This window comes from Dehalococcoidales bacterium, assembly GCA_028716225.1.
In the GTDB taxonomy this organism is placed as follows: Bacteria; Chloroflexota; Dehalococcoidia; order Dehalococcoidales; family UBA5760; genus UBA5760.
In genome coordinates, this window is sequence record JAQUQE010000001.1 from 1 (window position 1) to 21,234 (window position 21,234).

Consider the following 21,234-nt stretch of genomic DNA (forward strand, 5'->3'; position numbering starts at 1 on the left):
ATCGCTACTCATCCAAATGAGAACTGGTCGATGGATTTCATGAACGATGCACTTTTTGTTGGGCAGAAAATCAAGACCCTAACGTTAGTGGATAACTTTACCCGGGAGAGTCTGGCGATAGAGGCAGTCTGGCGTCTCGCTGGGCATGGTGTCGTAGCAGCATTACTGAAGGTTGCTGATGAGAAGGGATTACCTAAGTCAATTAGGATTGATAAGAGGCCTGAATTTACTTCAAAGGCGCTGGATCAATAGGCGTATTTAAATGGCGTGGAGTTGGATTGTATACGTCCTGGAAAATCGACGGACAATGCTTTGATCGAAGCATTCAATGGAAGATTCAGACAAGAATGCTTGCACGAAAGTTGGTTTCTGTCCATGGAGGATGCCAGGGAGAAGATAGAACAATGGCGGCACACTACAACTATGAAAGGTCTCATGGATCGTTGGGAAACCTATCAGCGGTTGAATTCGCAGGAGTACAAGTGGCAAAATGGTCGGAAAAATCTCCTAATGATTGTTCCTAAGAAAAGGACAGGTCCATATCATAGGTAGACTCTAACTCATGGTGTGGCTGTTTTCGGTGGAAAGGTCAAAAACTGGGGCATATCGAGAATTTCAATTATAAGCCGAGAAAAAATTTCCTGAACCGAAAGACGTTTAATAATGGGAAGGAAGTATAGTATATTGCGTGAGCCTTTAGGCACGAGTATAATAACTCTTGGCCAAATAATCCACTGCACTATCTTATACCGGTAGATTTGGTTACAAGATTATGCGAAAATATCTATAAAAGGGGAAAACAACCTTAGGGAAAGATGGGTAGCTACTCCTTATATGTGGTACTAGAAATTATGATACTAAGTGCATCATCTTGTAAATAATAATGCGAACAATATCGAAGAAATGGCTGCATTAAGTAAATGGTGTATTAAAGTAAGTAGTAGAGAGGGTGAATCTCATTGGCAGGAAGCAGACTAAACGAACTTAATTGTATTTGTGATATCGCTCAGATTATTGACAGATCGAATCTTACCCCGGATGAATTGTGCCAAGATTTTATAGGCGTAATAAGTAGATATCGAACCTCTGACATCAGTATCGTTGGTGTTACGATCAGGATTGGAAGCAAGGATTTTAGATCAACAGGTTTTCAAATGGGCAATTGGAAACGAATTGCGGACATTTTAGTAAAAGAAGTTAGGGTAGGCACACTAGAAATTCATTGTTTGACCCCAAGTCGCGGATTTGAGCAAAAGCAATCTTTCGCATGGCTAAGCTTCTTAACTGACTTTGTCGCTGAGAGAATTGGAAGAGCCGTTGAGCGCACGCAGATACTGTGGGAGATAAAACGCAGAGAGGAACGTTTTAGGGCTTTAGCCGAACATACAAGTGACTGGGTCTGGGAAATGGATACTAATTGTGTATACACCTATTCCAGCCCCAAATCTAAGGAAATCATAGGTTACGAACCAGAGGAAGTGATTGGTCGGTATGAATGGTTCTCTAGCTTGCCCGAGTATTTAGAGGAATACAAAAAGAAACTCCGTAGTATTATTAGATCCCAGCAGCCATTTGTACAATTAGAGAATTCTAACTTACATAAGGATGGCCGATTGGTAATATTAGAAACCAGTGGTGTACCTTTTTTCGATGAGTTCGGTCGGCTTTTGGGCTACAGAGGCATTGATCGTGATATTACTAATCGAAAAAGTCTGGAAAAAGCACTCAGGGATAGTGAGGAGTTCGCCTCCGATTTATTGCATATGTTACCTAATCCGATAATAGTGTTATATCCTGATACCAGTATAAAGTATGTTAATCCTGCATTCGAAAGGCTGGTTGGTTATTGCTCCTCAGATGTTGTTGGCGCTAAACCCCCATTCCCATGGCAGACAGAAGGAACTCGAAGCCAAACAAGTATGCAGTATAAAAAATCCGTGTCTAAGAAGGCGAAAAATATAGAGCTACTTCTTCAAAAGAAGCATGGTGAGACATTCTGGGTTGAGAAAACACTGCTACCGATAATAGAAAATGGGGGTATCGAATACTATCTAGAAACCTGGGTTGATATAACAGAACCGAAGCGTCTTAGAGAATCTATGCAGTTCTATATAATGATGGCTACTTCTGCCCAAGAAGAGGAACGTAAGCGAATTGCCCATGAGCTACACGACGAGACGATTCAATCGCTCTACAGCCTACTTCAGGATATAGATGCGCTGATGAATAAGGAAAAACACATGTCAGAGAGTATCGTTAGTAATTTGAAACGCCTTAAGGTTAGGATTGATACTATAATGGGTGAAACGAGACGGCTCAGCCAAGAATTGCGCCCCGGGTTGTTAGATAAATTTGGGCTTATACCATCTATAGAGTTGCTGATCGAAGAGACGCGGAAGACAGATAACCTCAATTGTCGTATTGAAATATTCGGCTCGAAGCGCCGCCTGTCTTCCGAGATTGAGTTGATGCTATATCGTGTTACTCAAGAGGCACTACATAATGTGAGGAAACATTCTAGGGCAACCGAGGCTATAGTGAGAATCGGATTTAGCAAGAGAAAAATCAAACTTAGTATCATCGATAATGGTATCGGCTTCGAATTACCTGATGACTTGTACGAATTTGCCCATGTTTATAGAATGGGTTTATTGAGTATGACAGAACGTATTCGTTTGATTGGTGGTAGCATATCAATTATATCGGAGGTTGGCAAAGGTACAAACATAGTAGCTGAAGTATCGATCCCAAACGCACAAAGTAAACTACCATCTGGATAGACGATGATCTACCTAGAACACCGCTGTCAGCTATTTGTAAGTAGTTTAGTGTGCATGACCTTACCCCTGAATTAGCGCACCGATGATTTGAGAGTAATCCCTTGAGCGCCCTAATATCGAGCGCCTAGTCGGCTACAATCTGCTTGAGACGGCAATTTTCGCCTTCCAGAGATTTCAGGCGTTTCAATTCGCTGATGGTGAGACCGGCTTACTTGCCTTCCCGGAGCACGGCTATGATCTGTTCCTCGGTGTACTGTCTTGCTTTCATGAGTCCTCCTTAGTTTATTTATTATACCGGAAGACTCTAACTCATGGTGTGGCTGTTTTCGGTGGGAAGGTCATGTAGCCAGAGCCGTTATCTGATAGCAACACCACTTGGTTTTCCATCAGCACATTCATCATACTGGTGAAGCGTGTTTGTCCCAGTTTCACTGAAAACATAGAACCTCTTGCTCTGTTGGCTTAGCCTTCCGTTTCTTTTATTACCAGTTATACATAAAGATATCTTTGAGATTACTCGTGGATAATACCTCAATAGTATGACATAAAATGAGAATACAAAAACACTTTATTTACTGGTCCGTTATCTAGCATTGTTAGCATATGTTATTGGGAATTAAACTTTGGCAAGATAGTACACATCTCTCCTTTACTCAATACTGAATCCACACGTCTCACTGCATGACTAAATATAACCAAGATCTTTAGCTAGCTCACCACAGATAATATCCAGTTTAGCGATGATCTCTTCAACATCACTCTTGTTTAAACATAGCGGCGGTGTTAATACGATAGTTGATTCAAAATCTCGTGCCAATATACCATGTTTCTCCATCTTACTGTACGCTCGATCAAAAATATTTACCTCTGGAGGGAAGAAAGCTCTTGTCTTTTTGTCTGCTACCAGCTCTATGCCAACCATTAGTCCTATTCCACGAATGTCACCAACTATTGGATACCTATAAAGGCGCTCCTTGAGACCCTCAAGCAGATAATCTCCCATCTTAGCTGAGTTATCAACCAATCTTTCACGCTCGATGATAGAGATATTTGCCAAAGCTCCGGCTGCAGAGTTAGGGTTTCCACCCCAGGTGGAAAAGTTGACAAGGCCCATTCTGGGGCCACTCTCTATTACCTCAGCTATTGCCGGTGTTGTAATAGCTGCCGCACAAGGTATGTAACCGCTGGTAATTCCTTTGGCAAAATTAATTATATCAGGAAGATAATCCCAATGCTCACAGGCAAACCACTTACCAGTACGACCAAAACCGCAGATTACCTCATCATTGATAAGCAGTACACCGTATTTGTTACAAATGTTGCGTACAATAGGCCAGTATTCAGGCGGTGGTACTGCAACACCACTGGAATGAGATACAGTATCCCCTATGACTGCTGAAACAGTTTGCGGTCCCTCGTTTAATATAACACGCTCTATCTCTTGAGCACACTGAATATTACAGTCAGGGTATGACATCCCGTAATCACAATGGTAACAATAAGGTTGAGGAACGCGTATCGCCTGTGGCATCATGGGTTCAAAATACGAAAGCACTTCTCTATAACAGCCCATTACACTCATGCATGCCCAAGTTGTTCCATGATAGGAGCCCCTCCTACTAATCATCTTATGTCTCCTGGGCTCTCCGTTTAGCACATGGTATTGCTTGGCCATTTTCATCGCTGCCTCTACTGCTTCGGAACCCGAGTTACAAAATGCTACCTTTGTCAAGTCCCCTGGTGTAATCTCAGCTAATTTCTCGGCTAATTCTATACAAGGAATATTACAAAACTCAGGAGCGACAATAGTTATCTCGGCTGTCTGTTTTAGTATGGCTTCAGCAATTTCCACTCTGCCGTGTCCGACTATTCCAAACTGCCAACCCGCAGCACCATCAATATATTCTTTCCCCCTTATGTCCCTAACACGAATCCCCTCTCCTTTTACCAGAATCTTTATATTACCTGGTTTTTGATACCAATCTAGCGATCTATATGGAAGAAAAATGTGTTTAAAGACCTTTGCTCTCATTTCTTCATAATTATTTTTATTCGTTGCTACCATTACCTAACTCGCCTCCCTCTTTTCTTTTAATTTAAACACGATACTATGTGTAGATTAATTAAAGAATAGCACTTGATATTATTTAAAACATCATACCAATTATGTATTCTGCTAATGTAATATGTTTGTATTTTGTGTGTATCATCTGTATATCGTCAATAAAAATGCAACAGTACTTCTGAACACCCATCGGTTCTAAATCTCAAGTCAACTGGGACTACGAGAAATTTTAATCTTCCCACCGAAAACAGACACACCGATGATTAGAGTCTTCCGGTATAATAAATAAACCAGGGGGACTAATGAAAGCAAGACAGTACACCAGAGGAACAGATCATAGCCGTGCTCCGGGAAGGTTAAGTCATTGACAGGGTCGCTGATCTCTGTCGCAAGTCGGGATGAGCGACGCCACCTATTACAACTGGAAGGCGAAAATCGCCGTCTCAAGCAGATTGTAGCCGACCAGGCGCTCGATATTCGGGCGCTCAAGGAATAATTACTTCTGAAGCCCAGGGGTAAGCGTTTAGCGGTCTCTCACATCAGGAAGAGCCTTGGGCTGAGTGAAAGACGGGCCTGTGAGCTGGTTAATATCTAGTCCTCGGTATTCCGTTACCGGCCGAAGCCGGGTAATGATGATGCCTTGCGTCACCGCCTGCGGGAGCTTACGGAGCAGTGGAAACGGTTTGGTAGTCCTCGGCTGCATATCTTGCTGAAAAAAGAAGGCCTGGTGATTAATCATAAAAGGACTGAACCATGGGTAACGGACCGGAGTTTACCAGTCGAGCTCTTGATGAGTGGGCGTACCGTAAAGGCGTGAAGCTGAATTTCATCAGGCCCGGGAAGCCGATAGAGAGCGCCTATGCCGAGAGCTTCATCGGCAGACTGAGGGACGAATGCTTGAATACCAATCGGTTTCTCAGCTTGAAACATGCCCGGGATGTTATCGAAGACTGGCTTATAGACTATTAATGTTGTCAGACTACACAGCTTATTGAAAGGAAGTACCCCCAAGGAGTATGCTGAAATAACCGCGAGACGCTAATCATCGGTGCGCTAATTCAGGGGTAAGATCAGCATGACCAAGAAGATTGCAGTATTAACTGTTTCGGAGTCTAAGAGGTTAATCGCCAAAGGTGTAGCAAATCTAGACATAGTCAAAAACGCGTTGGGGTGCGGTATAGTAGCCATTGCAAAAGGAACTACAAATGGATATGTAGTTGAAGAGCTTTTGAATAAGGGAATAGATAAAACTGTATACGTTCTGGGAAGAGTGCTGCCGGAGAAAATGGAGAATACGTATGACTTCTCTCCCTCTATGAATGATATTGTATTGAAAGATGGTAAATTAGTTGGTATTTCTGTGATCGAGGCAGTGCACCACATGGGTGAAAATGACGTATTCATTAAAGGATGCAATATATTGAACTATGAAAAAAGGATTGCCGGGGTCCTAAAGGGTAGCGGGACTGGCGGAACCATAGGAGCAACGATTGAAGTAATAAAACGTAATAAGATAAATCTAGTACTGCCTGTTGGCATTGAGAAATCATCAGGTGCTGACATCTATTCTATTCGTAAGGAACTTGAAGAAGGTGTGACTTGGCGGGGTAGTCTTCTCAGATTAGAGCCTCTAACCGGTACAATAGTGACTGAAATTGAGGCGTTAGAGATATTGACCGGTGTAAAGGCGATTCAGGTTTCTGCTGGGGGGATTGGAGGGGCGGAGGGTTCTGTAAGACTCCTGCTGAAGGGTAAAGAAGGGCAAGTGCAAGAAGCGGAGGACCTAATCGAAGATATTCAGGGAGAACCTCCATTTTTGAAACTGCTGGGGTGAATGCAAGAGGAGTAGATCATGACAGATAGTAAAGAAGGTGTTAAGGTCGGCGTTTTTATCCAGGTAAGAATGAAATCCACTCGGCTTCCCAGGAAAGCAATGATTGAAATAGAGGGGAAAACGGTTATTGAGCACCTGATTGAGCGAGTTAAAATGGCTAGGATGCCAAATGTAATTGTAGTTTGTACTTCCACACATCCGGATGACGCTATTCTTATTGAGGTTGCTAAAAGGGCAAAGGTAAATTGGTTTGCCGGGAGTGAGGAGAATGTGATGGAGCGGTTTTTGGGTGCTGCCAAGCAAGAGAGGGTTGATATAATCGTTAGAGCTACCGGGGATTGCCCTCTAAAAGCCCCTGACCAAATTGATAAAGCTATCGCTCACCTCATTGCCAATAAAGCTGATTATGTTAGATTAGTGGGCATGCCATTGGGTACAGGTTGCGAAGTATTCACGACCAAGGCTCTTGAGAAGGCTCACTCTTATGCCATTGATCCTAACTATAGCGAGTACATGTCTTTTTATTTTTGGAATAATCCGGACGTATTCTCCATGGAGGAATTAGAATGCGATGAGAGCTTAAAGCGCCCTGGTTATCGTCTCACGGTTGACGAAGCCGTGGATATAGAGCTAATGGAGCAAATATATCGAAGTTTATACCATGGAGGGAGAATATTCTCGCTAAAAGAGGTTATAGAATTGCTTGATGCCAGGCCAGACTTGGTAGAACTCAGTAAGCGAGTGAAAGTCAAATGGCAGGATGATAAGGAATTAGTTGATCTCTTGAAACAGAAAACAAGGCTACGGAATAAATAAGGCTTTTCTTCGTGCAAATGGTTGTCGTGCTGCACTATTGGTTATAAATGATCATATCAGGCAATAGAGTCTGGGGGAATAATGAAGATTGCTTTTGTGGTTGAGGGCGGCTTGAAGATGGGGATGGGTCATATTTGCAGATCTATAACCCTGGCTGAGGAATTAGTGTGTGGAGCCGAGATATGTTTTCTGACGAAGAGTGATGAGACCGCAGTCAATCAAATAAAGACTGCTGGATTCAAAACGATTAAACTAGAGAATGATGAAGAAGTATTGAAACTTTTACAAGAGGTGAGACCCGGTATAGTCATTATTGATAAGCTTGATGTGGAAGAGGACTTTGCCAGGAGGTTAAAAGAAGGTCTGAGTTCGAAGATAGTAATATTTGCCAACATGACTGCAGCCAATAAGTATGCGGATATTGTGGTAAATGCTGTTGTTGGAAGCAAGCTTAAGAACAGGAAATTTCTAGACGAAAATACAAATACACTTTATTTCTTTGGTCCCAGTTACTTTGTGTTAAGGGAGGAGTTCCTTAAATTTAAGGAGAGAGGAAAAACGTCAAAGGATAAGGTAGAAAAGATAGTTTTGATTTTTGGGGGAAGTGACCCCTCAAATCTGACCACAATTGTATCGAACGAGCTGCTTAGTTTAAGTTATGACTTCAAAATAGATGTAATCCTGGGGATTCACTTTGTGCACTTTGATGAACTAAATCGGGTCTTGGAGAAATATCGAGATAAAAAGGACAACGTACTTATATACAGGAATGCCAGGAATGTTGCTGAGTTGATGTATAAGGCAGATTTAGTAATAGCTTCCCCGGGTGCTTCAATATTTGAAGCCTTGTGTACCAGAACACCAGTAATAGCAATACCCCAGAATCTGCTGCAGAAAAGTTGGTTCGATGGATTGTTGCCCGCATTGGATAAGAATGAAGTCAACAGACTTAGTAATATTATTGCTAATACCAATTTCATTAACCCAGACGCAGACTACGTTAGGGAATTGGATATTGGAGGAGGGAAAGCGGAACTAATTAAAGCGATAGTGGAGGGGGCTTAATAGTAATGATAATAGTTACAGGGGCTACCGGGCTTATTGGTACATACCTGATTGATCAGCTAGTCAAAGATGGCGTGGAGGTTTTAGCTACAGGCAAAAGTGGAATCGGCGAAGCATATTATAAGAATCAGGACATACCCTTTCAAAATTTGGATATCACACAAGAAACAGATTTTAGAAAACTTCCCCAAAGAAATATCAGTGCGGTGGTGCATTTAGCAGCTCTGATACCAGCTAACGTAATAGAAGAAGACTATGACCCTAGGCATTATATAACTGTGAACGTCGTCGGAACCCTTAACGTCTTGGAATTTTGCCGAAGAAATAGTGTGCACAAAATTATATATTCATCATCACATAGCGATGTTGAGAATCTTTGGGGCTTCGGCAAGCCAATAGGCGAAGAAGCAGGCAGTAATTTCAAGTACACCGGAGACCATGCCATGTACATTATTTCCAAGCTATGTGGGGTGGATTGCGTCAGACACTATTATGAACAATATGGCGTACGGAATATAGTATTCAGGCTACCACCGGTGTACGGTTATGGACCACATACCGAGATTTACAAGGATGGCAAGTCTCTTAAAACTGGATTCGTAATCTTCATTGAGAACGCTGTCGACGGAAAACCAATTGAAGTCTGGGGCGATTGCCAAAAAGGAAGGGATGTAGTCTATGTCAAGGATGTCGTTTCTGCCATTATTCTAGCATTGAAAAGCGAAGACGCTTTAGGTTTGTATAACATTGCTTCTGGGAAAGTCGTTACTCTGAAAGAGGAGGCGGAATCAATTGTAAGAGTATTCTCACCAAAGGAAACTCCGTCCAGAATCGTCTATCGTCCCGATAAACCAAATTCAATACAACCTTTCCTATATGATATCAGCAAAGCAAGAAGAGATTTTGGGTGGTTTCCAAAATACTCATTTGAGCAAATGCTTGAGGATTACAAAAAGGAAGCGGAAAGCGGGAGATTCACATTCTTGCTAGAAAAGAGGAAGGAGATTAACCGAAAATGAGGTCGGTTGTTCTACAGCCCACTTATTTGCCATGGATGGGCTACTTCGGGATGGTTGACGCTGCTGATATTTTTGTCTTTTACAATGATGTGCAGTTTTCACCTCAGTCTTGGCAACAGCGAAATAGGATTAAGACTTCTCAAGGCTGGATTTGGCTATCAGTGCCGGTTGTACGGCAATTCGGCTCAAAGATTAATGGTACCAGAATCAACAATAGCACCGATTGGAACAAAAAACACTGGGAATCTATAAAACAAAGTTACACCAAAGCCCCTTTTTTTGAACAATGGGCCCCGATTTTTAAGGAAGTTTATGATAATGAATGGGAATATCTCGCCGACTTAAATGTAACCCTCATTCAAAAAATAGCCAAGGCCTTGGGATTGGAAACGAAATTCGCTGTTTCTTCTGATTTAGAGATTGGGGGCGTAAAAACAGAACGTTTGGTAAATACCCTGCAGAAAATAGGTGCTGATGAATATGTCAGCGGTCCTGGGGCAAAGGACTATATTGACGTTGATAGCCTCAGGGAAAAAGGCATCAAACTGTATTGGTATGAATACCAACACCCGGTCTATCCCCAAATAAGAGGGGAGTTCGTGCCGTATTTGTCAGTAATCGATCTGTTGTTTAACACTGGTGCAGAGGCAGTAAGGTATATAAGAGAAGGGGCGAAAGGTGTCATCAGATTAGAAGGGGAGGTGTAGAAGGTGATAAGACCGGCGGCTGCTGATAAGTCATCACGTAGCAACGTAATGAGATTGCTGAGATGGCTGTTCAGGCTAGGTGGGGGAAGTAATTACCGCTTAGTTAATATTTATCCGGGTGATGGCCGGCACGCTTGATAACTACACAGCGATTTTCTCTATCAACAATATACCAAACCCTTGCGTCATTCTTGGTTACATCATACTGCAAAATACCTTTGTATCGGCCTTTTAGCTTCTTCAACCTGTTGTTGCTTTTTAGTCTATCTTCCGGTGTTTGCTCAAGATATTCCCTACATTCTTGCATAAAGTTTGGTAATTCCTGTTCTAAGGAAATCCAACTTTTTCTTGTTTGAACACTTCCAAACACTATCTCATATCTACGCATTAAGCCTGACATACTTAGATTTGTCTGCTTTCTTCAATAGCTTCCGGGAGAGAGCAGGGTGCTTTGCTATTTCTGCAGTGGCCTCCCAATCGCCGAGCATTTCTTCTAAGATACCCCAGTTATCCGAAGCAAACGCCTCCTGATAAACCTTTAGTAACTCTAAAAAGAATTCCCTCTTCTCGCTGTCAGACAAATGAGCAACCCATGGTAATGGGGTAAGCACTCCGGTACGCTGTATATAGTTCTGGCAGAAATTGACCACCAAGTTCGTATAAAAAGCCTTTTCAGTAAGGTCTCTGAGTGTCTTACGATTTATAATAGTTACAGGCTCACCCTTATAGAATATTGTTATTGGACGACAACGGGCTGCCCCTAGCCATTTAGGCAATTGGTTTTTTAGGTCTGTAGAGTTAATAATCTCATCATTAAAAACAGACGGAGCGAGTACCATAGCAGCCTCCTTTTTCCCTTATTATGTACTTTATTTCGTACTCATTTTAGGCTACTATAGTGGTCATAATTTGTCAAGGGATAATTACCAAATAGAAAATATGAGAGTTGTTGCATTGGTTAAGTGGAGCGCCTATAATCGTGTTAGATATGGTGTTAACAATAGTTGGCGTCTTGTGTTACTTATAGAATTAGTCAAAGATGAAAACAGCTTACATAGAAATCAACGGGCGTAAGATCGGACATCACTTCCCAGTTTATATTGTCGCTGAAATGTCGGCTAACCACAGCCAGGACTTTGACCAGGCGGTGAGGCTTGTTCAGAAAGCCAATGAGGTCGGAGCCGATGCCGTCAAGCTGCAGACTTATACGCCGGATACTTTGACTATCGATGTTGGCTCCGACTTGTTTCGGCGTACCGAGGGGCTTTGGGCTGGCCTCACCCTTTATGATCTCTATAGTGAAGCTTATATGCCATGGGAGTGGCAGCCTGAGCTGAAGAAGGTGGCCGACGATATAGGAATCGACTTGTTTTCCTCACCTTTCGACAGGACGGCAGTCGATTTTCTGGAAGAGATGGACTGCCCAGCTTACAAGGTGGCTTCATTTGAAATAGTCGATATCCCTCTTATCGAGTATATTGCCGGTAAAGGTAAGCCGATAATAATCTCAACCGGCATGGCTACTCCGGATGAAATAGATGAAGCAGTACAAGTGGCAAGGGGGGCCGGTGTTTCCCAGATTGCGCTGCTTAAGTGTAGCAGTGTTTATCCGGCGCCAACGGAGGAGATGAATCTAAGGACCATCCCTCATCTGGCTGAGTCGTTTAGGCTGCCCGTTGGCGTTTCCGATCACACCCTGGGAATTACCGTGCCGGTAGTGGCAGTGGCATTAGGGGCTTGTATTGTGGAGAAGCACTTAACCCTTTCGCGGAGTATTCCAAGCCCCGATCAGGCCTTTTCTCTGGAGCCCGAAGAGTTTGGAAAAATGGTAGAGGCAATAAGAACTGCTGAGAAGGCACTGGGTGAAGTTCGCTATGGGATAAACGCACAAGATGCCAAAAGTCATAATTTTCGCCGCTCTCTGTTTGTGGTAAAGAATATGAAGGCAGGGGATATCTTCACCGAGGAGAATGTGCGTTCCATCAGACCGGGTTACGGCATTCACCCCCGTTACTTAAAAGATGTACTGGGACAGCGAGCGGGACAGGATATTGAGCGGGGGACGCCAATAAGTTGGGAATTAATATGCAGACAATAATTCCCAAAAGCTAATTCATCGTGAAGGTGATCATCGCTTCCGGCAGCGGATTCAGGCGGAGTTCAGAGAGTCGTATCCTCACCGCTATTAGGTTCTGTAGAATTTTTTCTGCGCAGTAGTCCGAGGAAGAACCGGAGCTCTGTTTTACTGAATCCCTTTGAAGCAATAAGGATACCGCCATAAATAGCTGCTCCGGCAAGCACAGTTACTACGGTATCCAGATTTCCCTGTGGCGCCATTTGCCAGATGGCCAACGACATCACTGCCGATGCGATCAAGCTTTTACCGATGAAACGCCGGTCGATAGGAAACCTGAACTCCCTAAAGGCAAAGTAGCTTATTACACCAAATGCCAGGGAGTAGGCAATCAGGGTGGTGATGGCGGCTCCCAGGATTCCCAGGCGGGGTACTACCAGTATGTTGAGGCCGATGTTGAGTCCGGCAGCGATTGCCCAGGTTATACCCAGTATCTTTGTCTTCTTGGCCAGTAGCAGATTATAGGATACTATATTGTGGACGCTTAAGAACGAAACAGCCAGGGCGACTAAAGGAATAATAAGACGTCCTTGACTAGCTATCTCGTCGGTAGAAAAAAGCCTCAAAACTGACTCACCAATGATGGCTGCTCCGAAGACGAAAGGAATAACTATCGCCAGAAGGTATTTTAGGGAGTAACTTAAATGATTCTTTACCTCATCCATTCTGCCTTCGTCGTAGAGCTTGGACAGGGTCGCCAGCAGAACAAAGGTCAATACTGTCGCAACGGAATAGGGGAGACTGCCTATCGAATAGGCAGCCGAGTATATGCCTACCGGGGCTGCCCCCAGAAAAAAGCCGATAACATAACGGTCGCTTAGGTTAACCAGCCAGAATGCGATACTCCTTGGTATAAGCGGTATGCTATAGCTCAGATATTCTTTTATCGGGGAAAAGCGCGGCCTTATTATGCCGACCTCCGATTTTATTAAGAAGAACAGGATGATAAGAGTAACAAGTTTTACCGCGACGGAAGCTAGTGCCACGCTAGTGACTCCGTGTCCATTTAGTACCAGATAGGCGATTAGCCCGAGTTGACCACACCCTTCAGCAATCATAAAAATTGAGAGCCTCTTTATTTGTCGGAATGTCCTTATCAGATTATGGTACAGTGCGACCAACGGACTTAATAGAATGAGGATACCGGTTATCTTTACCATCTCGACGGCGCCGTCGAAGAAGTTCACTGCGATGATATCGGTGAGGCCGAAACCTATTACTACTGCGGTGGTCAGATTGATCAGAAACGACATGGCTACCACGGAGTAAAATGATTCTTGAATCTTGTCCCTGTCCTTTTCCCCGGCGAGAAACCTTATCATGGCACCGCCCAGACCCAGTGCGGTAAAGGGTAGAACAAGACTTACCGTGGCATTGAGCTGTGACCATAGGCCATAATCATGGGCACCCAGGGTTTTTGTCAGTAGCGGCAGTTGAACTAACCCGATGACGAACTGTACGACGGTGGCGATCGCAATGAATATCGTATCCCTGCCTGATTTTTGGTAAGAGCTGACCAAGCATCTCTCCTGCTTTGTGTGCTAACAGCCAGTATACAATAAAAGCCATTCTTGAAAACAGAGATTCCAGAAATGTTTAGAATATATTTAGAAATAGTCATTGACTTTCAACGTGCAGTAACTTATGTTTTTAATAGCGTGAGTGGTTATCCTGGAAATAGGTTCGCACTTGGTAGATACTCCCGTCAATGAATGACGAGTACTTTCTAAGCTATCAAATAAAGTATAAGAGAGCATCTTTGAAGCGATTAGTAGTATTCTGCGGGTCGTATCCACAAATCAAAAATACCTTATACGTTGTAACCAGGATGCATCCCGATGTATCCGCTACCATTATAGTTCTTGCTAATCATGACCTTTTTAGATTTTTCGAGGTAATTAACGAAAAGGCGTTTCATAACAAACTCGACGTTTTATATTTGAAGACGTACCAAACACGCAGAGCTAAAGCTAATAGACTAATCCAGAGAGTATTCTATTTGCCACTCGATATCATAGGGGAAAAGCGTTATTTAAAGCTGATTTATGATACATGTTTTGGTGGATTAAAAGGAGCGCGGGTATTCTTTTCCAGCAGGTGCTTCTGTTCGTATACCTGGTATCTACTTAATAAGCTTAAGCGGGTAAATACTCTGGTTCATATCCCTGACCCATCCTGCGATGCTCTGGCGATAGATAGGTCCAAACCGAAGGATATCTTCGAGCTGGCGTGGCTGGCCGTGATGAAGCTTACCTTTGGGTATGGTATAACGGTCGGCAGACTCAGTTATACGAAATTCACCTGCATTCCGAATAGATTCATGGAAAAGGAAGTGGATAAAGCTTTCAGCATAGAAGAGCGCAACGAGATGATGAAGGATTTCGATCTGGATAAGTTTGATGTTTTCGATGCCGGCAGTTATAAGGTGCTATATTTTGACCAGCCCATAGCGGGGACAGGCTGTGTTGATAATTATGATACTTACAAGGTAGAGCTTGCTGCTATTTTCGCTATACTGAGAAAATATTTCTCTGAGCATGAGATAGCTATTAAATATCATCCGCATTATGTTACTGATAGAACCATGATGGAATTAGGAGTAGTGCTAGAGGATTTTATACCGGCAGAGTTTCTCTATAATGATAATATAAAAATGTATCTAGGTCTTTCTTCTATCGCCTTGGCCAATGTCAAGAAAGGGTTGGTGGTTTCCATAGCCGATCTAATTTCTCTCGCAAATGATGAACGCAGTAAGCAGTTAAAAGAGACATTAATACTAAGGAGTCGGTCGCAGATATTGTTTCCTGAGTCCCTGGAGGAATTTGAGCGGATAGTAGCCGGTGTTAGCGGAGTAAAAGGTGCTACGGCTGATAGGGGATAGAAGGGATTAGAAGAAATAACATCGGGAACGGAGGATTGAGTATGATAAAAGCATTGGTTTGCGGAGCGGGCGGCTTTATCGGCAGCCACCTGGTCAAAAGACTAAAGGATGTGGGCTACTGGGTAAGAGGAGTAGACTTGAAATACCCTGAATTCAGGCAAACTCATGCCGATGATTTTGTCATCGGTGATTTAAGGGATCCCCTCATCTGCAAGGAGGTTACCGACCGGCCTTTCGATGAGCTTTACCAGCTTGCCGCCGATATGGGCGGTGCCGGTTTTGTCTTCTCCGGCGACAACGATGCGGATATCATGCACAATTCCGGGCTGATAAACCTGAATATGGTTGAAGCCTGCTATAAGGCTGGTGTGAAGAAGATATTTTATTCTTCATCGGCATGTATTTATCCTCAGTATAACCAGATGGATCCGGATAATCCGAAGTGTTCCGAGGACTCTGCCTATCCGGCATATCCCGATAGTGAATACGGCTGGGAAAAGCTGTTCAGCGAGCATCTCTATCTGGCCTTCAGGAGAAACTACGGCATGGACGTGCGTATTGCGCGCTTCCATAATATTTTTGGCCCGGAGGGTTCCTGGAATGACGGCCGTGAAAAAGCGCCGGCCGCTTTCTGCAGGAAGGTTGCCGAAGCACCTGACGGCGGAGAGATCGAGATGTGGGGTGACGGGCTACAGACCCGTTCTTTTCTATACATTGATGAGTGTCTGGATGGTGTCCGCAGATTGATGGAATCCGACTTTGTCGGTCCGGTGAATATCGGCTCTGAAGAAATGGTGTCCATTAACCGGCTGGCGGAAATGATCATGAATATCGCCGGGAAGAGTCTTTCCATCAAGCATATTTCCGGCCCTCTTGGCGTCCGGGGCAGGAACTCGGACAACCGGTTGATTGAGGAGAAGATCGGTTGGAAGCCGTCGAATCCGTTGAGGGAAGGATTGGAAAAAACCTACCGATGGATTGAAAAAATGGTGAGGAAGGAATGAAAGCAATTTCTGTTATCGGCATCGGTAAGCTGGGGTTTCCCATCGTCGCCTGTTTTGCCCATAAGGGCTACAAGGTTATCGGAGTTGATGTCAATCCCGACCTGGTGCAGGCAGTGAACAACCGAAAGCCCGTTATCAATGAACCCGGTCTTGCCGATTTGTTGAGGGAGCCGGTGGACCTGTCCGCAACCGGTGATTACGCGTATGCCATTAAGAATTCCGTGATGACCTTTATCGTTGTGCCCACACCCAGCCGGGAAGACGGCAGCTTCTCCACAGAGTACGTGGAGGCTGCTGTCGGGCAAATAGCCGCCGTGCTGAAGAATAAGGATGACTTTCATGTGGTTGTGCTTACCAGTACGGTCCTTCCCGGTGCTACCGAAGGAGTAGTGATACCTCTGCTGGAAAGGGTCTCCGGGAAGAAGTGCGGGCGAGACTTTGGTTTGTGTTACAGTCCGGAGTTTATTGCCCTTGGCAGCGTAATTTGGGATTTCTTAAACCCCGATGTAATCCTGATTGGCGAGTCGGATGCGAAATCTGGAGATCTACTGTCCGAAGCTTACCGGGGGGTCTGCGATAACGATCCGCCGATGGTGAGGACCAATATCAACAGTGCCGAACTGGCCAAGATATCGCTGAATGCTTATGTTACTATGAAAATAAGCTTCGCCAACACCCTTGCCGAGCTTTGCGAACGTGTACCCGGGGGTGATGCCGAGGCGGTGAGTAGAATGCTGGGCTTCGACTCACGGATAGGCAGAAAGTACCTGTTAGGTGCTCTTGCTTATGGGGGTCCCTGCTTCCCCAGGGACAACAGGGCCTTCGCCCACTTTGCGGAGCGGGTTGGTTGTGAAGCCAAGCTTGCTAAAGCCACCGACGAAGAAAATGCGCACCAGAGTCAACGGATAGCGGCAATGGTCAAGGAAAAGCTGGGTACATTGAACGGTAAAAACATTGCTATTCTCGGCTTGACCTATAAGCCGAATACCGATGTTATCGAGGAGTCGGCGGCGGTCAAACTGGCGGCTGCTCTGTTACAGGGAGGGGCCGAGTTGTCACTCTATGATCCATTGGCGATGCCGAATGCCAGAAAAGTCCTCAGGGAGGATAATGTTAGATACGCCGCTTCGGCAGAGGAATGTCTGCGAGGCGCCGATTTCTGTATCCTGGCAACCCCGTGGGATGAGTTCAGGAACCTGAGGGCTCGTGATTTCGTTGAGAATATGAGGCAGCCCGTACTGCTTGATTGCTGGCGTCTGTTCAACCGGACTGAATTCAGCAAAGGGATGGATTACATAACTATCGGACTAAATTCAGGAGTTAAAGATGGATAAGGTGACGAAGCCGGAGGATATCAGGGACTTCTGGGAGCAGGGGCCGCCGATGAGTTTTATCAATGAAAAATTCAGTTACGAAGAGAAGAGGAAATTCCGCTACTCCCTTCAGGACTATATGCATGCTACCTTCAAGTTCGATAGCTTTTCCGGCAAGAAGGTGTTGGACCTTGGTTGCGGGGCCGGTATTGACTCCGCGGAGTTTGCTCGTAACGGTGCTTTGGTCACGAGTGCCGACTTCAGTGAAACGGCTGTTCAATCCACCAGAGAACTATTTAGGGAAGCCGGCCTTCCGGGTCAGGTAGTACAGGCGGACGCAACCGCGCTGCTTTTCGAAGATAACACTTTCGATTGCGTGTATTCCTTCGGAGTGTTGCATCATATCCCTGACGTCCAAAAGGCGCTTGGGGAGATAAAGAGGGTACTCAAACCGGGCGGGTTGGTGATGGCGATGCTGTACAACAGGGACAGTTTGCTATACGGCTACAGCATCGTATATCTGAGGGGAATAAAAGAAAAGCAACTGGATAAAATGACTATGGATGAGCTCCTGGCTCGATATTCGGAGAGAAGGGAAGACAATCCTTATACCAGGGCATACACCAAGACGGAAGTAAAGGACTTGTTCTCCGGGTATTTCAAGAACTGTTCTGTCGAGGTACGCTACAATGTTATTGACCTGCCCGAGCAGCGGAAGGTGAAGGTTGGCGTTTCCGATGATTACGAGCTTGGCTGGCATCTTGTCGTCAAAGGCGTAAAGTGACATGCTGACGATATTCTCGTTGCCCAAGGCTTTTAAGGGGCATATCAAAACGATCCAGGTTAATGCCATACTGAGCTGGCTGAAGCTTGATTCCGGGTGTGAAATAATACTTTTGGGAGATGATGAGGGCACTGCGGAGGCAGCGGACAGGTTTGGCGTACGATATTATCCTGGTATTGAGCGCAATGAATACGGCACGCCGCTGGTTAGCTCTGTTTTCGATAAAGGGCAAAGTTTGGCCAGTAATGACATCGTGTGCTACGTCAACGCAGATATCATCCTGCTGAGTGATTTCTTAACCGCTATTCGCCAAATCAAAATGTCGTCCTTCCTCGCTATCGGACAGAGATGGGATTTGGATGTCAGAGATGAACTGGACTTCAATACCCCGGGTTGGGAAGATCAGCTGCGCACACGCCTTCTTAAGAATGGTGAGCTGCATAACCGCTCGGGGCTGGACTACTTTATCTTTCGCCGTGGTTTCTATCAGAATATTCCTCCCTTTGCCATTGGGCGTACTACCTGGGACAACTGGCTCATCTACCGGGCACGTTATTTAGGCTCATCCGTAATTGATGCTACCCAGGCCGTGGTCGTCGTGCATCAGAACCATGACTACTCACATAATCCCGGAGGTACAGCCGGCGTCTGGAAGGGGCCGGAAGCGGTACGGAACCGCGAGCTTGCCGGGTGTAGAGAGCATGCCTTTACTCTGGAGCATGCTACCTGGATTCTATCCTCACAGGGCGTGAGGCGGGCACTGTCACCGCGATACCTGTACTTTCGGCTGGATGCCATGACCGTGCTGTCTCCACGACTCCGCTTTATGCGACGGCCGATGAAGGCATTGACACGGCTGCTGGTCCGTATCCGCTCAAGGCTGGGTGTTAATCGAAACACGGGCTGAGATTGTCCTCTCGTCGGTGCGCTGATTCGGGGGGAGGGTCAACGTGGTTCCGGTACGATTTTAGAGTTCAGTTCATCGCTGATTATTCTGCCGTCCCGGACCTCGACGATGCGGTCGGTGTGTGAAGCTACCGTCCGATCATGAGTGACTACGATAAAGGTGGTATTGAACTCATTCTTTATTTCTCCAAATAGCCGGCAGACGTTTTGTGTGGTTACCGAATCCAGATTGCCGGTGGGTTCATCGGCCAGTATTATGCTGGGGCTGTTCATCAGTGCCCGGGCAATCGCCGTTCGTTGCTGTTCTCCTCCCGAGATCTGTGTCGGCAGTCTCTTCTCGAGCTTTGCTATACCCACGAGATCCAGGAGATTTCTGGCTCTATTCAGTACCTGCCCGGATTGACTTCTGTTGTGTATTAGATGCGGTATCAATACGTTTTCCAGAACGGTAAACTCCGGCAGCAGATAGTGGAACTGGAACACGAATCCGATTGTCCTGTTCCGAACTTCGGCCATCTGCTTTCTGTTCATGCCGGATACGAGGTTGCTGGCAATGGTTACCTCGCCGCTGGTCGGCGTATCCAGAATGCCCATAATATTCATCAGTGTACTTTTGCCGCTGCCGGACTCGCCGACTATTGCCGAGCAAGTCTTTGCTTCGAAACTCAGGTTGATATCGAATAATACCTGAGTCTGGTAGGCACCGGAATATATTTTGTTAACTCCCGATAGTTCCAGGGTAATCATTTTAACCCTCTCTGATCACATCGACCGGGTTCAGTTTCAGAGACCGTCTTGCTGGGATTAAACCGGCCAAAGTTGATGACGATATCGCTATCACCCACGAGCGAATGATAAAGTTGTAGTCAATATAGATTTCAATCAGAGCTGTACCTTCAGCACTTGACGTAAAGGTATTAAAAGCATAGAGCAGACCGAGGCCAAGTGCGATGCCTACTGTGGCACCTATCAAGCCGATCAGCAACCCTTGAAAAACGAAAATGAGACTGGCGTCGCGATCCGTAATTCCCATGGCTTTCAGAATGCCCAATTGCCGGGATTTTTGCAGTACCGTAATCGAAAGGACGCTGGAAATAGCTACCACTACTGAGGCTAGTACAACCCCCTGAATAACGCCGCTGGATATCGATTGGCCTTCCAGTCCGCTCAGGAGCTCCTCGTTTTGGTCCTTCCAGTTCGTTACCTCGATATCTTCGTTGTCGACTGCTTCCTCTATCCGGGCGGCGATCTTGTCGGCATCGAAAAGCCTGTCCTGATCGACGGTCATTATTATCCCCGTTATCCTGTCCCGGTAGCCAAAAAGGCGCTGCGCTGCAACCAGGTTGGTGATCACCCAGGATCTGTTGATACTCTCGATACCCAGGTCATAGAATCCGGCTACCTCGAAGAGGTTAACCCCGCCGTCGGGAGTAAGGATGGGAAGCTTATCTCCTATTTCGACCTCCAGTTCCTCTTCCAGACTTCTCCCGATCAGTACCTGTTTTAGAGACTGTATTTGCTCCCCCTGGTATATCGATTCAGATATTCCGTAGATTCGGTCTGCGCTTTCAAAATCAAACCCCTGTACCAGTATCGGTAATATACCGTTGTCATTAGGTACCGAGGCATTGCCGGCAGCGGTAACGGATATCTTATCCAGGCCGTCGACACCCCGGACTTGATTGACGATAATCTCCCAGTTCTTAATCGTATTGGTGTCTCCGGCCGGACGTATTGTTATCTGTGGCTGATTGCCTATCGTGCTGTTGACCAGGCTAATCTGTAAGCCGATTATCAGCAAACCGACAAATATCTGCACCGAGACGGCGATAGCTATTCCGAATACAATCAGGGCTGTCTGTCCCTTGCCTGATTTCAGAAACCTGGTGGCGATTTTCAGGGGAAGCAATTAATAAGCCCTCCTCA

The 21,234-nt window shown here is 45.3% G+C and carries 20 protein-coding genes and 2 pseudogenes; 14 read left to right on the forward strand and 8 right to left on the reverse strand.

Translation table 11 applies throughout. The features are described from left to right. Both PHI12_00005 and PHI12_00010 read left to right on the forward strand, forming a co-directional pair. On the forward strand, window positions 1–252 hold a 252-nt coding region (locus PHI12_00005; protein MDD5509192.1), incomplete at its 5' end, for a DDE-type integrase/transposase/recombinase. 707 nt (window positions 253–959) lie between these two features. After that, window positions 960–2,780 carry a PAS domain S-box protein gene (locus tag PHI12_00010; protein MDD5509193.1) on the forward strand — a complete coding sequence of 607 codons (1,821 nt, stop codon included), beginning with the start codon at window positions 960–962 and terminating at the stop codon, window positions 2,778–2,780. Window positions 2,781–2,907: 127 nt separating this feature from the next. Here PHI12_00010 and PHI12_00015 read toward each other — a convergent pair. The 3 genes and pseudogenes from PHI12_00015 to PHI12_00025 all read right to left on the reverse strand — a co-directional run bounded on the left by PHI12_00015 (window position 2,908) and on the right by PHI12_00025 (window position 4,845). Beyond that, window positions 2,908–3,048: pseudogene (locus PHI12_00015) on the reverse strand (IS3 family transposase). A 41-nt stretch (window positions 3,049–3,089) separates the two neighbouring features. Then, the gene (locus PHI12_00020) at window positions 3,090–3,221 is read right to left on the reverse strand and encodes a hypothetical protein (GenBank protein MDD5509194.1); all 132 of its coding nucleotides are present in this window, start codon (window positions 3,219–3,221) and stop codon (window positions 3,090–3,092) included. A 244-nt stretch (window positions 3,222–3,465) separates the two neighbouring features. Then, window positions 3,466–4,845 (reverse strand): aspartate aminotransferase family protein, encoded by a 1,380-nt coding sequence (locus PHI12_00025; GenBank protein ID MDD5509195.1) that lies wholly within the window; start codon window positions 4,843–4,845, stop codon window positions 3,466–3,468. A gap of 363 nt (window positions 4,846–5,208) precedes the next feature. Here PHI12_00025 and PHI12_00030 point away from each other — a divergent pair. From PHI12_00030 to PHI12_00055, 6 genes and pseudogenes are all read left to right on the forward strand, one after another. Further along, window positions 5,209–5,887 (forward strand): annotated as a pseudogene (locus PHI12_00030) (integrase core domain-containing protein). A gap of 33 nt (window positions 5,888–5,920) precedes the next feature. Further along, complete coding sequence (locus PHI12_00035) at window positions 5,921–6,679, forward strand: hypothetical protein (GenBank protein MDD5509196.1); 759 nt, start codon at window positions 5,921–5,923, stop codon at window positions 6,677–6,679. A gap of 18 nt (window positions 6,680–6,697) precedes the next feature. Beyond that, on the forward strand, window positions 6,698–7,495 hold the full coding sequence (locus PHI12_00040) for a glycosyltransferase family protein (GenBank protein ID MDD5509197.1): 798 nt from the start codon (window positions 6,698–6,700) through the stop codon (window positions 7,493–7,495). 81 nt (window positions 7,496–7,576) lie between these two features. Then, a complete protein-coding gene (gene pseG, locus PHI12_00045) occupies window positions 7,577–8,560 on the forward strand; it encodes a UDP-2,4-diacetamido-2,4,6-trideoxy-beta-L-altropyranose hydrolase (protein MDD5509198.1) in 984 nt (327 codons plus the stop codon). A 5-nt stretch (window positions 8,561–8,565) separates the two neighbouring features. After that, on the forward strand, window positions 8,566–9,579 hold the full coding sequence (locus PHI12_00050; GenBank protein MDD5509199.1) for an NAD(P)-dependent oxidoreductase: 1,014 nt from the start codon (window positions 8,566–8,568) through the stop codon (window positions 9,577–9,579). After that, window positions 9,576–10,286 (forward strand): WbqC family protein, encoded by a 711-nt coding sequence (locus PHI12_00055; GenBank protein ID MDD5509200.1) that lies wholly within the window; start codon window positions 9,576–9,578, stop codon window positions 10,284–10,286. The genes PHI12_00050 and PHI12_00055 overlap by 4 nt, the downstream gene beginning before the upstream one ends. A gap of 103 nt (window positions 10,287–10,389) precedes the next feature. Here PHI12_00055 and PHI12_00060 read toward each other — a convergent pair whose 3' ends face one another. Both PHI12_00060 and PHI12_00065 read right to left on the reverse strand, forming a co-directional pair. Next, on the reverse strand, window positions 10,390–10,686 hold the full coding sequence (locus PHI12_00060; protein ID MDD5509201.1) for a hypothetical protein: 297 nt from the start codon (window positions 10,684–10,686) through the stop codon (window positions 10,390–10,392). Further along, window positions 10,667–11,125, reverse strand: coding sequence for a hypothetical protein (locus PHI12_00065; protein ID MDD5509202.1), 459 nt, complete (start codon window positions 11,123–11,125; stop codon window positions 10,667–10,669). The genes PHI12_00060 and PHI12_00065 overlap by 20 nt, the downstream gene beginning before the upstream one ends. A 200-nt stretch (window positions 11,126–11,325) precedes the next feature. Between PHI12_00065 and pseI the strand changes: the two genes are divergently transcribed. After that, entirely contained in the window at window positions 11,326–12,384 is a 1,059-nt protein-coding gene (pseI, locus tag PHI12_00070; GenBank protein MDD5509203.1) for a pseudaminic acid synthase, read from the forward strand. Window positions 12,385–12,446: 62 nt separating this feature from the next. On the opposite strand, the gene PHI12_00075 is transcribed toward pseI, so the two are convergent. Continuing rightward, window positions 12,447–13,940: a flippase gene (locus tag PHI12_00075; protein MDD5509204.1), complete on the reverse strand. Its 1,494-nt coding sequence runs from the start codon at window positions 13,938–13,940 to the stop codon at window positions 12,447–12,449. A gap of 239 nt (window positions 13,941–14,179) precedes the next feature. On the opposite strand from PHI12_00075, the gene PHI12_00080 reads away from it, so the two are divergent. Genes PHI12_00080 through PHI12_00100 form a run of 5 tightly spaced genes read left to right on the forward strand, consistent with a single transcriptional unit; the run spans window position 14,180 to window position 19,309 of the window. Next, window positions 14,180–15,301, forward strand: coding sequence for a hypothetical protein (locus tag PHI12_00080; GenBank protein ID MDD5509205.1), 1,122 nt, complete (start codon window positions 14,180–14,182; stop codon window positions 15,299–15,301). Window positions 15,302–15,342: 41 nt separating this feature from the next. After that, window positions 15,343–16,305, forward strand: coding sequence for an NAD-dependent epimerase/dehydratase family protein (locus PHI12_00085; protein ID MDD5509206.1), 963 nt, complete (start codon window positions 15,343–15,345; stop codon window positions 16,303–16,305). Further along, window positions 16,302–17,639 (forward strand): nucleotide sugar dehydrogenase, encoded by a 1,338-nt coding sequence (locus tag PHI12_00090; GenBank protein MDD5509207.1) that lies wholly within the window; start codon window positions 16,302–16,304, stop codon window positions 17,637–17,639. The genes PHI12_00085 and PHI12_00090 overlap by 4 nt, the downstream gene beginning before the upstream one ends. After that, window positions 17,632–18,402 carry a class I SAM-dependent methyltransferase gene (locus tag PHI12_00095; protein MDD5509208.1) on the forward strand — a complete coding sequence of 257 codons (771 nt, stop codon included), beginning with the start codon at window positions 17,632–17,634 and terminating at the stop codon, window positions 18,400–18,402. The genes PHI12_00090 and PHI12_00095 overlap by 8 nt, the downstream gene beginning before the upstream one ends. Before the next feature lies 1 nt (window position 18,403). Next, window positions 18,404–19,309, forward strand: coding sequence for a glycosyltransferase family A protein (locus PHI12_00100; protein MDD5509209.1), 906 nt, complete (start codon window positions 18,404–18,406; stop codon window positions 19,307–19,309). 38 nt (window positions 19,310–19,347) lie between these two features. Here the strand turns inward: PHI12_00100 and PHI12_00105 are convergent, their stop codons facing one another. Both PHI12_00105 and PHI12_00110 read right to left on the reverse strand, forming a co-directional pair. Then, complete coding sequence (locus PHI12_00105) at window positions 19,348–20,055, reverse strand: ABC transporter ATP-binding protein (protein ID MDD5509210.1); 708 nt, start codon at window positions 20,053–20,055, stop codon at window positions 19,348–19,350. Window position 20,056: 1 nt separating this feature from the next. Beyond that, on the reverse strand, window positions 20,057–21,217 hold the full coding sequence (locus tag PHI12_00110; GenBank protein ID MDD5509211.1) for an FtsX-like permease family protein: 1,161 nt from the start codon (window positions 21,215–21,217) through the stop codon (window positions 20,057–20,059). Window positions 21,218–21,234: the final 17 nt, after the last annotated feature.